The following is a 13303-nucleotide window of genomic DNA, read 5'->3' on the forward strand; positions in this document are numbered from 1 at the left end:
TTCCCAATAAAAACTAGAAAAGTCATTCCCAATACTCTAATGCTATTTTTAATTCTCTAACTTCCTCTGCTTTTTCTTCCAATGATTTTCCTTCCATAACCGCATCTATCGCTGCCCTCATTGCTATTGCTCCTTTAACAGTCCCATCCGGATGCCCATGGATCCCCCCACCTGCTTGAATAATAACATCATTTCCGAGAATTTCAATGATTTCTGGGACTAACTTAGGATAAACCCCCCCAGAAGATACTGGGAAAACATTGTTCATTCCAAACCATCCCTGACTGAAGAATTTGTTTTTGCCATCTTCCTCAACGTTATCCAATACAATTTCATCCCTTATGGAGCGAACCTCATCCCTTTCTCCTTCCATTTTACCAACAACAGTCCCAATGTGAAGTTGGTCAACCCCTAAAAGCCTATATATTTTTGCAAGGGTTAGCATGGTCATTCCCCAATTCTCTGAACGAGTTATTGCAGCGTGCATTGCTCTATGTGCGTGAACAACAAAATCAAAATTCTCTTCTCTAAATTGTTGCACTGCAGAGAATCCAAGAACTACCACATCAAGCATAACATACTCGCTCCCAGCATCTTCTGCAAGTTCAGCCCTTCTAAGCATCTCTTTGTATTTTGCCGTTATATTTGGCATGTAAATCTTTTTCTCTCCAGTTTCCTCCTCTGCCTTATCTCTCAACTCTAAAACCTTATATATCCTATCCTCAAATTTGTTAAAATCTTGGGATACAAGGTTTTCATCATCCTTAACTATATCACATCCCCCAATCCATGCGTTGTATGCAACCTCTGCAAACTCGTCTGTTTTTAATCCAACCTTTGGTTTTACAATTGTTCCAAGTAGTGGTCTTTCTTTAACACTTAGAAGTTTTCTTATCCCATCAATCCCATATCTTGGTCCTTTATATGCCTTAACAAAATCCTTTGGGAATCTGTAATCTAAAATCCTCAATCCTTCAACAATCTTCATTCCAAATATGTTTCCTGCTATCCCTGCTAATGTTCCCGGCATATTCTCAATTTCAAATGCATCTAATGGATATGCAATTTTTATTATTCCTACCTTATTCTCCCCCTCTTCCCCAATCTCTTCAATCTCATAAACCTTTGGTCTTAGTTTTTCATAAATCTCGCTCTTCATTGTTTGAACTTTTGTCCATGTCCCTATTGAACTTTCACCTGCAATTTCATTTGCAACTTTCTTTAAATCCTTTGCCTTCACCCTTATGCAAGATAACAAATCATTATCATTTGGCGTATAGTTCAAATCAACATAGTCCATAAAAACACCCCCATTTTATATAAAAAATTTTATAATTGCAGATATTTAATACTTCTGTATTGTATTAAAATGATTGGTGATAGAATGAGGTATGATTTCCATACGCATACGGTATTTAGTGATGGGGAATTAATCCCTTCTGAATTGGTTAGGAGGGCAATGGTTTTAAAGCATAAAGCAATAGCAATAACTGACCACGCAGATGCGAGCAATTATAAGGAATTAATTGAAAAAACAATCCTTGCAAAAGAGGAGTTAAAAAACTACTGGGATATTGAGGTTATTGTAGGAGTTGAACTAACTCACATCCCACCAAAATCAATACCAAAGATGGCAAAAAAAGCAAAGGATTTAGGGGCGGAGATTGTTGTTGTTCATGGGGAAACAGTTGTTGAGCCAGTTGAAGAAAAAACCAACTACTATGCCTCAATATCTGAGGACGTCGATATTCTCGCTCATCCTGGGTTTATTGATAAAGAGACTGCTGAAAATTTAAAAGAAAATGATATATTCGTTGAAATTACTTCAAGAAGAGGACACTCATTAACAAATGGTTATGTTTTAAGCGTTGCGAGGGAATTTAAATTAAAAACTTTGATAAATACTGATGCCCATGCTCCAGAAGATTTGATTGACGTTGAATTTGCAAAAAAGGTTGGTTTGGGTTGTGGAATGAGTAAGAAAGAGTTAGAAGATACATTATTGCATTATCCAAAGGAATTATTAAAAAGAATAAAATAAACAAATTAACATCAATATAAAGGTGATTTCATGAATAAGATTTCAGATATTGTTGTTGAATTGTTTAGAGAAGCAGTTATCTACCTTCCAGATGATGTTAAAAAAGCAATTGAAGATGCTTGTAAAATAGAAGAAGGAGCATCAAAAAACATCTTAGAGGCAATCATAGAAAACAACAAAATCGCTGAGAAAAAGCAAATTCCTCTTTGTCAGGATACGGGCGTTCCAATAATATTTTTAAAAATTGGGAAAAACATGGATTCATCAGAAATTATGGAAATTATTGAGGAGATTAAAGAAGGAGTAAAAAGAGCAACAAAAGAAATTCCATTGAGACCTAACGTCGTCCATCCATTGACGAGAGAGAACTTTGGCACAAATGTCGGCTTAAATGCCCCATTTATAAATATTGAGTTTGATGAAAACTTAAACAGGGAAATAGAGATAACTGTTTTCCCAAAAGGTGCTGGTAGCGAAAATATGAGTGTTTTAAAGATGCTAACTCCATCTGAAGGAATTGAAGGTGTAAAGAAATTTGTCCTTGAAACTATTGCAAATGCAGGAGGAAAACCATGTCCGCCAATAGTTGTTGGCGTTGGTATTGGAGGAACTGCAGATGTAGCGTTAAAATTGGCTAAAAAGGCACTTTTAAGGGAAATTGGGGAAAGACATAGAGATGAAAATATATCGAAATTGGAAGAGGAACTTTTAGAAAGAATAAATAATTTAGGCATTGGTTCTATGGGATTAGGAGGTAAGGTTACTGCTTTAGATATTTTTATTGAGATTTCTGGATGCCATACTGCTTCTTTCCCTGTTGGAATATGTATTCAATGCTGGGCACAACGAAAGGCATCAAAACTTATAAATTTAGATGAAATACAATAATAAAAAACTAAAAAGGTAAAAACCATGGATGAGAAGAAAGTTTTAGAGGCATTAAAGGAATACAGAAAGATTGACTTAAAGTATGAAGATGGAAGGATATTGGGCTCAATGTGCACAAAACCCCACCCAATATCAAAAAAAATAGTTGAGATGTTCCTTGAGACAAATCTTGGAGATCCAGGATTATTTAAAGGAACAAAGAAATTGGAAGAAGAAGTTATAGGGATGATTGGAGAGTTATTGCACAACAAAAATGCCTTTGGATATATAATAACTGGTGGAACTGAAGCAAATCTAATGGCAATGAGGGTAATCAAAAACATGAAAAACAGAAATGCAAAAATACTAATCCCAGAAACTGCCCACTTCTCATTTGATAAGGCAGAAGACATGATGGATTTAAAATTCATAAAAGTTCCAATAACAAAGGACTACACAATTGATGTTGATTTTGTTAGGGATTATGTGGAAGATCACAAAGTTGATGGTATTGTTGGCATTGCAGGGAGTACAGAACTCGGAACAATAGACAACATTGAGGAACTTTCAAAAATAGCAATAGATAATGATGTTTATTTACATGTTGATGCCGCATTTGGAGGTTTTGTTATTCCATTTTTGGATAAGAAATATAAGAAAAAGAGGATCAACTACAACTTTGATTTTTCATTGGAAGGTGTTTGCTCCATAACAATAGATCCGCATAAAATGGGGCTCTCCCCAATACCTGCGGGAGGAATATTGTTTAGGAATACCCCACTCAAAAAATACTTGGATATAGAAGCACCCTACTTAACTGAAACCCAGCAGGCAACGATAGTGGGAACAAGAGTAGGATTTGGGGTTGCATGCACTTGGGGCATAATGAAACTCCTTGGAAAAGATGGATATAAAAAAATCGTCTCAGAATGTATGGGAAATACGATCTACTTAACAAAAAAAGCAAGAGAATATGGAATTGAATGTGTAATTGATCCAATTATGAATATAGTCGCATTAAAAGACGAAAATCCAAATGAAACATGTTTAAAATTGAGAGAAAAAGGATGGTATGTCTCAATCTGCAAATGTGTAAATGCTTTAAGGATTGTAGTCATGCCACATGTTAAAAAAGAACATATTGATGAGTTTGTTGAGGTCTTAGCATCATTAAGAGTATAGTGATTTTATTCAAATTTTTCATAGTTTCAAAGATCATAGTGGTTAGGTTTATATATGATGAAGGATGAATAATGTATTAGTATCTTGTGTTATTTTTGTATAATTAATTTTTATCATCCATGTTCTATTTTTTAATTTAGTTAATTTCTGTTTTGTAGATTTAACAAAAATATATGTGAGGTGGTCATTTGTATAAAATTTTAACAATCTCTGACATCATTAGGGTTCCTCCAAGGATGTTTGGAAGACCACTAAAGGAGACAATTACAAAAATCCTAAGGGAAAAATACGAAGGAATTTTGGATAAGGACATTGGCTTTATACTTTCAATTGTGGATTTGAAAGAAATTGGTGAGGGGAAAGTCATACATGGTGATGGAGCAGCATACCATCCAGTGGTTTTTGACACTCTCATCTATGTTCCAGAATTGCATGAGGTCGTTGAAGGAGAGATTGTGGATATTGTTGAATTTGGGGCATTTGTAAGATTAGGGCCTCTTGATGGACTTATCCACATCTCCCAAATAATGGATGATTATGTCTCTTATGACCCAAAAAGAGAGGCAATAATTGGTAGAGAAACTGGTAAGGTATTGGAAATTGGAGATAAAGTTAGGGCAAGAATTGTAGCAATAAGTTTGAGAGAAGAAAGAAGAAGAGGTAGTAAAATTGCATTGACAATGAGACAGGTAGGATTAGGAAAGTTGGAATGGATTGAAGAGGAAAAGAAAAGATCTCAACAAAATGAGTAGTAGGTGAGTATATGAGGGCATGCCTAAAATGCAAATACCTAACAAATGAAGAGAGATGCCCCCTATGTATGGGAGAAACCACTGAAAATTGGAGAGGACTTTTAATAGTTCTCGACCCATTAAAATCGGAAATAGCAAAGAAGGCAAAGATTGATATAAAAGGGAAATTTGCATTGAGTGCAAAATAATGCATTTGGAGGATGAGCAAGGTGTATATATTAACAGATGAACTTAGAGAGTATCTTAAAAAACCCTTCGGAAAAGTATATAAAGAATTACCTCCAATAAATGGAAAGGTTGTTTGCGTTGGTGATATCACAACAAAAACCTTATTATCCAAAGGTATTATTCCAAACTTATCGATTTTTGATTTAAAGACAAAAAGGAATATTAAAGTAGATATAGAACATAAATTTAAAAAAACTTTTGAAGTTGAAAACCCTCCTGGATGTATATCAGATGAAGCCATCGAAAAAATTAAATACTTGGCAAACATAAATGATAGGGATATCGCACTATTGGTAAAAGGAGAAGAAGATTTATTGGTTATTCCTGTTATCAAATATTTTCCTGAAAACACAATCGTTTTGTATGGTCAGCCGGATGAAGGCATTGTTTTTTTGAAAATTACACAAGAACTAAAGAACCAAATCGACAAAATACTAAAAATGATGGAGAGGCGATAGCATGGAAATAAAGATTATATCAGATAGGCAAAACCCGTTATTGAGTAGAAGAGAAGTTAGATTCGTAGTTGCATTTGAAGGTGCTACACCAACAATAAAAGATGTCAAATTAAAACTCGCTGCAATGTTGAATGCTGATAAAAACATGCTTATTGTTGATAAAATTGACCAAGAATTTGGTAAGCAAGAAGCAAAAGGTTATGCAAAACTCTACTTTGACGAAAAAATTATGAATATGGTTGAAAAGAAATCCGTTTTAGATAAGAACAAAATTGAAGAAGAAACTGTTGCGGAGGGAGAATAATGGGAAAAACACAAAAATACAAATACTACAAAATTGAAGGGGACAAAGTAGTTAGATTAAAAAAGTTCTGTCCAAAATGTGGCCCTGGTGTCTTCATGGCTGAACATTTAAACAGATACGCATGCGGAAGGTGTGGATACACTGAATGGAAGAAAAGCGGTCAAAAAGAAGAATAATCTATAGTCGTTTGCAAGATATCTATACCTTAATTTTTTAATGATTAATATTGTGACGCAGAGGCCTCTTTTTTCTTATTTTATTTTCAAGCATACATCCATAAATTTATATATTGGGATTAAAATCCTTTCTTTAAGCCCAATATTCTCAATGCCCTCAAAACATCAGTTTTTGAAATTAATCCTTTTAATTTCCCATTCTCCACAACAAAAACCCTATCTTCATCATCCATATTGTTTAAAATTTCAGAAATATCGGCATTTGAAAAAACTACCACTGGATTCTTCATAACATCCCTAATCTTTTTGGATTTTTCAACACCCGCAATGTCGTTAATAGTAACAACACCAACTAAATTGCCATTTTCAATCACTGGATAGCCTAAGTATCTATACTTTAGCATAAAATCAATAAACTCATCAATACTCATTTCCGGATGCACGTGGATTATGTTTGTTGTCATTATGTCTTTTGCCTTTATCTTCTTAAATACCTCATCAAATATCGCTGCTCTATATTCTTGCGTAGCCCCTACGTAGATAAAGATCGTTATCAATATCAAAATAATATTCATGTTTAACAATCCAAAAATGAGCATTATAAATGCAAAATACTGCCCAATTGTAGATGCTATTTTAGTTGCTTTAATATAACTTATCTTTTTTGATAACATAGCCCTTAAAATCCTCCCCCCATCCATAGGAAATGCCGGGAGAAGGTTAAAAACCCCCAACAATATATTTAAATATCCAACTGATTTAAATAATGGATATCCACTTACGTTGAAATCTACATAATTTGAGAATATCAAAAGCAGAATTCCCAATGTAACACTAATTAAAGGTCCAGCAATTGCTATTTTAAACTCCCCCTCCCTTGGAATTTTATCCATCATTGCCACTCCACCAATTGGCAAAAGCATGATTTTTGCAATCTCCACACCATATTTTTTTGCAACATAAGAATGTCCAAGTTCATGCAAAACTACTGAAGTAAAAAGTAAAGTATATAAAATAAGCCCTCCAAGTCCCCATAAAAAATAAACCAAAATTAACAACAATATAAATGTTATATGAAGTTCGATTGGTATACCCATAATCTTAAATATCCTTAGTGATTGCAAGGTATCTCCCCCCAGAAGTAAATACTTTAATATTGTATTATTGTGTTTTTTAGTATATAAATTTGGTGAAAATATGATTCCTGATAATGAGTTTATAAGGATGGAAGGCGTTCCAATAACCAAAGAGGAGATTAGGGCAGTTAGTATAGGAAAATTGAGGTTGAGTAAAGATGATGTTGTTGTTGATATTGGCTGTGGAAGTGGGGGGATGAGTGTTGAGATTGCAAGAAGATGCAAATTCACCTATGCAATAGATGTTAATGATAAAGCCATAGAAACCACAACAAAAAACCTAAAAAAATTTGGAGTAGAAAACTGCAAAGTCATAAAAGGCAACGCAAAGGAAATCTTAAATGATATTGATTTTAACAAGGCATTTATTGGAGGAACGAAGGATATTGAAGGGATAATAAAAATCTTAAACAAAAAAGAAATAAACCATATCGTTGCAAATACTATTGTATTAGAAAATACTGTAAAAATCATTTCTCTATTAGAAAAATACAACTACAACGTTGAAGTAGTAAATGTATCTATCTCATATGGAAAGAAAATAAGCGTAGGGCATATGATGATGGCAAAAAATCCAATAACAATCATAACTGGGAAGAAGGGATAAAATGGATAAGATAAAGATCACCTTTGAAAATCCAAAAGGTATTATTATATCTTACATAAACATTAAGTCCCCCAAACTTAAAGGAGGGGATATTACCTTAGAGTTGTTATCTGAAGAAGTTCAGTCCATTGAAATTCCATACAACAAAGATATAGAAGAAGGAGAAATCACAATAAAAATAAGATACAAACCGTTTTTTGAAATTGGAAAAAATATCGATAAAGATGATGATGTTGCATGTATTGAAGAAAATGAAGATAACGAGGCAGTTTTAGATGATGATAAAGATGATGTTGAGATTATAATTGCGTAATTTAATTAATCTGTAAAGAACTTCCTTATTTCATCTACAGCATCTGATTTTGCAAGTACTAAAATCCTCTCTCCTGGTTTTAATTCAGTGTTTCCATCTGGGATTTTTAACTCCTTATCCTCATAGACAGCGACAATTAAATAATCATTAGGTCTTCCTAAATCTTTTATCTTTTTATTTGCGACCTTTGAGTTTTGAGGAATTACCAACTCAAGAATCTCAGCATCCCCCCTACCAACAATTGCCAAATCAACAATTCCTGGTCTTTCTATGAGTTTTTCTATGTAGTTTGCCGCCACAAGTTCCGGGCTTACAACAACATCCACTCCCAATTTTTCAAAGACATCCTTGTATTCTGGCTCACTTACCCTTGCTATTGTTTTTGCAACACCGTAGCCCTTTGCAATCAATGAACTCATCAGATTTATCTCTTCTCTCCCAGTGACTGCTATGAATATATCCGCATCCTCAATACCTGCATCCTCTAAAATTTTTGTTTTTGTGCAATCCCCATGTATAACAAGGGCATCAAGTTCTGCAGAGATGGTTTTGCACTTTTCTTTATCAACATCTATTAGAACTAAATCATAACCCTTTCCAGATAATGACTTTGCAAGGGCATAACCAACCCTACCAATGCCCGCCATAATAATATACATTACTTCACCTTTTCTATTTTTTAAGGATTATCTTTTCGTAATATTCATCATAAGCACCATGGAAATGTGGAAGTTTTTCTTTCAATTCCTTCTCCAATTCTAAAATTCTATAATATTCATCCTCATCTACAATACCTATTAAATTCCTCTTCCAACTTTCCTCACATTTTAAACTGCAAGGTATAAATCCAGAGGGTAGAATTATCGCATAGGCATTATTGGATTTTTCTTTTATTTCCTCTGCTTCTTTTAAATGATCTCTATCAATTCCTATTCTAAAATCCTCTGAAAATGATTTTATACAACACTCCGGATAATTTAAAAGTTTTCCAAGTTCGTAATCATCCAATCTTCTATAAATTCCCAATTCCATGGAAACCATTGGATCTATTGCAGGTCTAACTTTTGGTTTGTATTTCTCAACAATCTCTATCTGTTTTTTTAGCCTAAATATTATGTAGTTGTATTTTTCTTCATCCATGTCTTTTATGTATCCTCCTAAGATATTAAATTCACTGTTATTGCCTTTTTCTCTCAATTCCATTATTTTATTTAGAATTTCTCTCATACATACCCCAATTTTTATTTTACTTCAGTAGTTTTATCTTAACATGATGTTAAGTATATATAGGATATCCAATAAAAATTTTAGTCATAAGATTTATAGCCGTTCTGCAAAAATTATAGTTGTTTGCGAATTTTACTAAAATTATCCATATGCTTCGAAATTCTTAAATATTGTATTTGTCTTAAATTTTAAAATAGGTTGTAAATCTCTCTTAAATTTATTAAGTATTTTTCAATATTTAACGCAAACAACTATATATTTAACATACATCAAATTTAAATTATATTGTTGTAAACATCCAAATTGAAATAAGACAGATTTATAGTATTTCGCAACGGCCATATTACAATTAGATTAATTCACTGTTGTTTTGATTATTTAAGGGTGGTGATATAATGGCAGTTAAAGTATTGATAAACGGATATGGTTCAATAGGAAAGAGAGTTGCTGACGCAGTTGCAAAGCAGGATGACATGGAAGTTATTGGAGTTACAAAAACAAAGCCTGATTTTGAGGCAAAGTTGGCAGTTGAAAAAGGTTACAAATTATTTGCAGCAATTCCAGAGAGGAAGGGGTTGTTTGAAGAGAAAGGTGTTGAAATTGAGGGAACTATTTTTGATGTAATTGAAGATGCAGATATCGTTGTTGATTGTGCTCCTGGTGGAATTGGGAAGGACAACTTAGAAAACATCTACAAAAAATACAAAGTAAAGGCTATTTTGCAGGGGGGAGAAAAGGCAAAGTTTGTTGAGGATAGCTTTAACGCATTGTGGAGTTACGATAGATGCTATGGGAAAGATTATATAAGGGTTGTATCTTGTAACACAACAGGGCTTTGTAGAACTTTTTATGCAGTTGATTCAGTTACAGATATCGTTAAGGCAAGGGTTGTTTTAATTAGAAGGGGAGCAGATCCTAACGATGCAAAAAGAGGGCCAATCAATGCAATTGTTCCAAATCCACCAACAGTTCCATCCCACCACGGGCCTGATGTAGTTTCAGTAGTTCCTAAGTTTGAAGGTAAGATTTTAACTTCTGCAGTAATTGTTCCTACAACATTAATGCACATGCATTCTTTAATGATAGAAACAACAGGAACAACAAGAGATGCTATTTTAGATGCAATTGAAAAAACACCAAGGGTCTTCACTGTAAGTGCAGAAGATGGATTAAACTCAACAGCAACAATTATTGAATATGCAAGAGACTTGGGAAGACCAAGATATGATTTATGGGAAATCCCAATTTGGGAAGAGAGTGTTAATGTTGTTGATAATGAGGTCTTCTTAATGCAAGCAGTTCATCAAGAAAGTGATGTTATTCCAGAAAATATTGACTGTATAAGAGCAATGCTCCAAATGGAAGATGATAATATGAAGTCCATTGAAAAAACAAATAAATCCTTGGGAATCAAATAAATTATCTTTTTTTACTTTTTTAGTGGACATACTTCCATGCATTCTTTGCAGAATATGCATGAGTTTATATCAACTTTAACTATGCATGAGTTAATGAACTCTTCTGGTGATAGAATTGCTTTCATTGGACAAAATTCAACACATTTCAGGCAATTTTTGCATTTTTCTTCGTCGATGATAATTTTGTTATCACTAAAATATATTGCTTTATTTTCACATTTTTCAATGCAGAGTTTGCATTTGTTGCATTCGGATGTTATAACTGGAGTTTTTGGTTTTGGGATTTCATTTTTTATGTATGGGATTGAGCAGAATAATACACAATAACCGCATTTAGTGCATTTTTCTGGATCAATTGTGAATCTGTCCTTTTCTATAGCGTTGTTTGGACAAACCTCCACACATACCCCACAACATGAGCAAATAACTTCCCTAAATTTAAAAATCTCTATTGCATTTGTTGGACAAACATCCACACACAACCCACAACCTATGCAGTTATCTAAGTGAGGTTTTTCTGTTCTTTTGTTAGTTTCTAAAAACTCCGTCTTTTTCTCAAATAAATTTCTTATAATAATTCTTAAAATACTCTTTCTTTTTAAAAAATTGTAAAATTCATCAACTTCCTTCTTATCCCTCATTTTATCCCAACAATATATTTAAATTTACGGATTAATTTTCTAAAAATAAAAAATATGGCGCCCTGGTCGGGATTTGAACCCGAGTCACAGGAGTGACAGTCCTGTATGATAGGCCGAGCTACACCACCAGGGCATAACAATGCCGAGGACAACCTTTATTTAATTAAGGGTAGTAAAAAGTGGCCGGCGGCGTCGTCCCTTTCCCACCGGAAGGCAGTACTCGGGGCATCGCTGGGGGACTTAATTTCCGAGTTCGGGATGGGATCGGATGTAGCCCCCCCGCTATGACCGCCGTACCAGTGCATAGCGGGCCCGAAGGGATTTGAACCCTCGACCGCCTGGTTAAAAGCCAGGCGCTCTGCCAGACTGAGCTACGGGCCCTCAACAAATTTTATCTTTCGTTTTTACTTATCATTTGATTGCAACATACCATACGTTGTTCTCATATATAAACCTTTCGGTTTGAAGGTTTTGTATAAGGTACATGATGGTCCGGCGGGCCGGATTTGAACCAGCGACATGCGGATCTACAGTCCGCCGTTCTACCAGGCTGAACTACCGCCGGACAGAAATGGTGGGCCTGCCCAGATTTGAACTGGGGTCTCAGGATCCCAAATCCCAAAGGATAGACCAGGCTACCCCACAGGCCCACAAAAAGCAAATATAATTGGAGCCCCGGGGGGGATTTGAACCCCCGACCACCTGATTACAAGTCAGGCGCTCTACCAGGCTGAGCCACCGAGGCACCTTGTCAGCACAAACAATAAATACAAAACTAATATATAAAATTTTCGGTAGTTTTTTTATATGTCACAAACGAGCATAATAATAAAAATAGAAAAAATCACTTAAAAACATAAAAAATCTCCCCATTGTAATTCGCCAGTTTTAAGTTTATTGGAAACTCATTGGATAAAGGCCTAACTATCAAATCAGCATTTACTTTTTTTGCAATATCCAAAATAAATAACTGTAAGTCTCTTGGAGGTCTTATGGAATATATCAAATCTATATTTTTATAAATGGATAAATTTGGATTAAACACATCATCAACAAATCCTCTCAATCCCTCTTTTTTTGCGTTCTCTATGGCGTTATTATTTATATCAACAACAAAAACATCAAAAAACCCACTTAATTTTTTGGCTATATTGCAATTAAATCCTACACCAACCTCAACAATCTTTTTATAGTTGTTATCCTTTGCATAGTTAAAAATAAATTTAAAGATAACATCTTCATCCACATTACCACCTTCAATCAAAATATTTAATAATATGATTTACCATAATATGTTTTGGGGATAACATGAGGGGTTGGATAGTTTTCCTGATTCTTATGTTGGTTATATGTGGATGCATAAATGAAGTAAAAAACAAAACTGGGGATAATATGAGCGTTTTAATGGTTATAGCACCAAAAGATTTTAGAGATGAGGAGTTATTTGAACCTTTACAGATATTTGAAAGTAAGTATATTAATGTTGATGTGGTCTCAACAACAAGGGGGGAACACATAGGAATGCTTGGGGGTAAGATAACAACTTCCAAAACTATAAAAGAGGTTAATGCAAAGGATTACGATGCCATAGTAATTGTTGGAGGAATTGGTTCTAAAGAATATCTGTGGGATAATGAAGATTTGCAGAAACTTGTTAAGGAATTCTACAATGATGGGAAAGTGGTCTCTGCCATATGTTTATCTCCTGTGGTTTTAGCAAGAGCAGGGATTTTAAGGGATAAGAAAGCAACGGTATTTCCAACAAAAGAAGCAATTGAAGAACTTAAAAAACATGGTGCAATCTATGTTGATGAAGGTGTTGTTGTGGATGGAAATGTTGTAACTGCAAAAAATCCCAACTACGCTAAGGACTTTGGGCTTGAGGTTGTAAAGTTGCTTGGAAAATAATACATATTATTTTTTATTATTTTTTTGTATTTTTGTAAGATAATT

At 34.2% G+C, this 13303-nt stretch carries 18 protein-coding genes, 5 tRNA genes and 1 rRNA gene; 12 read left to right on the forward strand and 12 right to left on the reverse strand.

Annotation, left to right across the window (positions count from 1 at the left end):
- Positions 1-22 precede the first annotated feature (22 nt).
- The gene (gene rbcL / locus METFODRAFT_RS00250; RefSeq protein WP_007043498.1) at positions 23-1300 is read right to left on the reverse strand and encodes a type III ribulose-bisphosphate carboxylase; all 1278 of its coding nucleotides are present in this window, start codon (positions 1298-1300) and stop codon (positions 23-25) included.
- A gap of 84 nt (positions 1301-1384) precedes the next feature.
- On the opposite strand from rbcL, the gene METFODRAFT_RS00255 reads away from it, so the two are divergent.
- The 8 genes from METFODRAFT_RS00255 to METFODRAFT_RS00290 all read left to right on the forward strand — a co-directional run bounded on the left by METFODRAFT_RS00255 (position 1385) and on the right by METFODRAFT_RS00290 (position 6008).
- On the forward strand, positions 1385-2041 hold the full coding sequence (locus METFODRAFT_RS00255) for a histidinol phosphate phosphatase domain-containing protein (protein ID WP_048115139.1): 657 nt from the start codon (positions 1385-1387) through the stop codon (positions 2039-2041).
- A gap of 30 nt (positions 2042-2071) precedes the next feature.
- Positions 2072-2929 carry a fumarate hydratase gene (locus METFODRAFT_RS00260; protein WP_007043500.1) on the forward strand — a complete coding sequence of 286 codons (858 nt, stop codon included), beginning with the start codon at positions 2072-2074 and terminating at the stop codon, positions 2927-2929.
- A 24-nt stretch (positions 2930-2953) separates the two neighbouring features.
- Positions 2954-4090 (forward strand): tyrosine decarboxylase MfnA, encoded by a 1137-nt coding sequence (gene mfnA, locus METFODRAFT_RS00265; protein ID WP_007043501.1) that lies wholly within the window; start codon positions 2954-2956, stop codon positions 4088-4090.
- A 188-nt stretch (positions 4091-4278) separates the two neighbouring features.
- Positions 4279-4842, forward strand: coding sequence for a DNA-directed RNA polymerase (locus METFODRAFT_RS00270; RefSeq protein WP_007043502.1), 564 nt, complete (start codon positions 4279-4281; stop codon positions 4840-4842).
- A gap of 11 nt (positions 4843-4853) precedes the next feature.
- The gene (gene spt4 / locus METFODRAFT_RS00275; protein WP_007043503.1) at positions 4854-5030 is read left to right on the forward strand and encodes a transcription elongation factor subunit Spt4; all 177 of its coding nucleotides are present in this window, start codon (positions 4854-4856) and stop codon (positions 5028-5030) included.
- 12 nt (positions 5031-5042) lie between these two features.
- A complete protein-coding gene (locus METFODRAFT_RS00280; RefSeq protein WP_394296030.1) occupies positions 5043-5528 on the forward strand; it encodes a GTP-dependent dephospho-CoA kinase family protein in 486 nt (161 codons plus the stop codon).
- Position 5529: 1 nt separating this feature from the next.
- The gene (locus METFODRAFT_RS00285; protein ID WP_007043505.1) at positions 5530-5832 is read left to right on the forward strand and encodes a 30S ribosomal protein S24e; all 303 of its coding nucleotides are present in this window, start codon (positions 5530-5532) and stop codon (positions 5830-5832) included.
- Positions 5832-6008: a 30S ribosomal protein S27ae gene (locus METFODRAFT_RS00290; RefSeq protein ID WP_007043506.1), complete on the forward strand. Its 177-nt coding sequence runs from the start codon at positions 5832-5834 to the stop codon at positions 6006-6008. The genes METFODRAFT_RS00285 and METFODRAFT_RS00290 overlap by 1 nt, the downstream gene beginning before the upstream one ends.
- A gap of 119 nt (positions 6009-6127) precedes the next feature.
- On the opposite strand, the gene METFODRAFT_RS00295 is transcribed toward METFODRAFT_RS00290, so the two are convergent.
- The gene (locus METFODRAFT_RS00295; RefSeq protein ID WP_007043507.1) at positions 6128-7132 is read right to left on the reverse strand and encodes a site-2 protease family protein; all 1005 of its coding nucleotides are present in this window, start codon (positions 7130-7132) and stop codon (positions 6128-6130) included.
- A 73-nt stretch (positions 7133-7205) separates the two neighbouring features.
- Between METFODRAFT_RS00295 and cbiT the strand changes: the two genes are divergently transcribed.
- The gene (gene cbiT, locus METFODRAFT_RS00300) at positions 7206-7751 is read left to right on the forward strand and encodes a precorrin-6Y C5,15-methyltransferase (decarboxylating) subunit CbiT (protein ID WP_007043508.1); all 546 of its coding nucleotides are present in this window, start codon (positions 7206-7208) and stop codon (positions 7749-7751) included.
- Position 7752: 1 nt separating this feature from the next.
- Positions 7753-8064 carry a hypothetical protein gene (locus METFODRAFT_RS00305; protein ID WP_007043509.1) on the forward strand — a complete coding sequence of 104 codons (312 nt, stop codon included), beginning with the start codon at positions 7753-7755 and terminating at the stop codon, positions 8062-8064.
- Positions 8065-8069: 5 nt separating this feature from the next.
- Here METFODRAFT_RS00305 and METFODRAFT_RS00310 read toward each other — a convergent pair whose 3' ends face one another.
- Positions 8070-8723 carry an NAD-binding protein gene (locus METFODRAFT_RS00310; RefSeq protein WP_007043510.1) on the reverse strand — a complete coding sequence of 218 codons (654 nt, stop codon included), beginning with the start codon at positions 8721-8723 and terminating at the stop codon, positions 8070-8072.
- A gap of 13 nt (positions 8724-8736) precedes the next feature.
- Complete coding sequence (locus tag METFODRAFT_RS00315) at positions 8737-9291, reverse strand: DUF483 domain-containing protein (protein WP_007043511.1); 555 nt, start codon at positions 9289-9291, stop codon at positions 8737-8739.
- A gap of 395 nt (positions 9292-9686) precedes the next feature.
- Between METFODRAFT_RS00315 and METFODRAFT_RS00320 the strand changes: the two genes are divergently transcribed.
- Complete coding sequence (locus METFODRAFT_RS00320; RefSeq protein WP_007043512.1) at positions 9687-10709, forward strand: type II glyceraldehyde-3-phosphate dehydrogenase; 1023 nt, start codon at positions 9687-9689, stop codon at positions 10707-10709.
- Positions 10710-10720: 11 nt separating this feature from the next.
- Here METFODRAFT_RS00320 and METFODRAFT_RS00325 read toward each other — a convergent pair whose 3' ends face one another.
- From METFODRAFT_RS00325 to METFODRAFT_RS00360, 8 genes are all read right to left on the reverse strand, one after another.
- Positions 10721-11350 carry a 4Fe-4S binding protein gene (locus tag METFODRAFT_RS00325; RefSeq protein ID WP_007043513.1) on the reverse strand — a complete coding sequence of 210 codons (630 nt, stop codon included), beginning with the start codon at positions 11348-11350 and terminating at the stop codon, positions 10721-10723.
- Positions 11351-11405: 55 nt separating this feature from the next.
- Positions 11406-11483: transfer RNA gene (locus METFODRAFT_RS00330), tRNA-Asp, on the reverse strand.
- A 48-nt stretch (positions 11484-11531) separates the two neighbouring features.
- Positions 11532-11646, reverse strand: a 5S ribosomal RNA gene (rrf, locus tag METFODRAFT_RS00335).
- 11 nt (positions 11647-11657) lie between these two features.
- A tRNA-Lys gene (locus METFODRAFT_RS00340) sits at positions 11658-11731 on the reverse strand.
- A 107-nt stretch (positions 11732-11838) separates the two neighbouring features.
- Positions 11839-11915: transfer RNA gene (locus METFODRAFT_RS00345), tRNA-Tyr, on the reverse strand.
- A gap of 7 nt (positions 11916-11922) precedes the next feature.
- Positions 11923-12000 (reverse strand) — tRNA-Pro (locus METFODRAFT_RS00350).
- Between the two features lie 18 nt (positions 12001-12018).
- A tRNA-Thr gene (locus tag METFODRAFT_RS00355) sits at positions 12019-12095 on the reverse strand.
- Between the two features lie 99 nt (positions 12096-12194).
- Complete coding sequence (locus METFODRAFT_RS00360; RefSeq protein WP_007043514.1) at positions 12195-12596, reverse strand: UPF0146 family protein; 402 nt, start codon at positions 12594-12596, stop codon at positions 12195-12197.
- 62 nt (positions 12597-12658) lie between these two features.
- Between METFODRAFT_RS00360 and METFODRAFT_RS00365 the strand changes: the two genes are divergently transcribed.
- Positions 12659-13258 carry a DJ-1/PfpI/YhbO family deglycase/protease gene (locus METFODRAFT_RS00365; protein ID WP_007043515.1) on the forward strand — a complete coding sequence of 200 codons (600 nt, stop codon included), beginning with the start codon at positions 12659-12661 and terminating at the stop codon, positions 13256-13258.
- Positions 13259-13303: the final 45 nt, after the last annotated feature.

It is taken from the genome of Methanotorris formicicus Mc-S-70, from assembly GCF_000243455.1.
Taxonomy (GTDB): domain Archaea; phylum AGJL01; class Methanococci; order Methanococcales; family Methanococcaceae; genus Methanotorris; species Methanotorris formicicus.

Excerpts from the sequence above, each read along its gene's own strand:
- mfnA (WP_007043501.1), top strand. The coding sequence starts at position 2,954 with ATGGATGAGAAGAAAGTTTTAGAGGCATTAAAGGAATACAGAAAGATT.
- METFODRAFT_RS00365 (WP_007043515.1), top strand. The coding sequence starts at position 12,659 with ATGAGGGGTTGGATAGTTTTCCTGATTCTTATGTTGGTTATATGTGGA.
- METFODRAFT_RS00320 (WP_007043512.1), top strand. The coding sequence starts at position 9,687 with ATGGCAGTTAAAGTATTGATAAACGGATATGGTTCAATAGGAAAGAGA.
- METFODRAFT_RS00255 (WP_048115139.1), top strand. The coding sequence starts at position 1,385 with ATGAGGTATGATTTCCATACGCATACGGTATTTAGTGATGGGGAATTA.
- METFODRAFT_RS00315 (WP_007043511.1), bottom strand. The coding sequence starts at position 9,291 with ATGAGAGAAATTCTAAATAAAATAATGGAATTGAGAGAAAAAGGCAAT.
- METFODRAFT_RS00310 (WP_007043510.1), bottom strand. The coding sequence starts at position 8,723 with ATGTATATTATTATGGCGGGCATTGGTAGGGTTGGTTATGCCCTTGCA.
- METFODRAFT_RS00290 (WP_007043506.1), top strand. The coding sequence starts at position 5,832 with ATGGGAAAAACACAAAAATACAAATACTACAAAATTGAAGGGGACAAA.
- cbiT (WP_007043508.1), top strand. The coding sequence starts at position 7,206 with ATGATTCCTGATAATGAGTTTATAAGGATGGAAGGCGTTCCAATAACC.
- rbcL (WP_007043498.1), bottom strand. The coding sequence starts at position 1,300 with ATGGACTATGTTGATTTGAACTATACGCCAAATGATAATGATTTGTTA.
- METFODRAFT_RS00285 (WP_007043505.1), top strand. The coding sequence starts at position 5,530 with ATGGAAATAAAGATTATATCAGATAGGCAAAACCCGTTATTGAGTAGA.
- METFODRAFT_RS00325 (WP_007043513.1), bottom strand. The coding sequence starts at position 11,350 with ATGAGGGATAAGAAGGAAGTTGATGAATTTTACAATTTTTTAAAAAGA.
- METFODRAFT_RS00280 (WP_394296030.1), top strand. The coding sequence starts at position 5,043 with ATGAGCAAGGTGTATATATTAACAGATGAACTTAGAGAGTATCTTAAA.
- METFODRAFT_RS00260 (WP_007043500.1), top strand. The coding sequence starts at position 2,072 with ATGAATAAGATTTCAGATATTGTTGTTGAATTGTTTAGAGAAGCAGTT.
- spt4 (WP_007043503.1), top strand. The coding sequence starts at position 4,854 with ATGAGGGCATGCCTAAAATGCAAATACCTAACAAATGAAGAGAGATGC.
- METFODRAFT_RS00305 (WP_007043509.1), top strand. The coding sequence starts at position 7,753 with ATGGATAAGATAAAGATCACCTTTGAAAATCCAAAAGGTATTATTATA.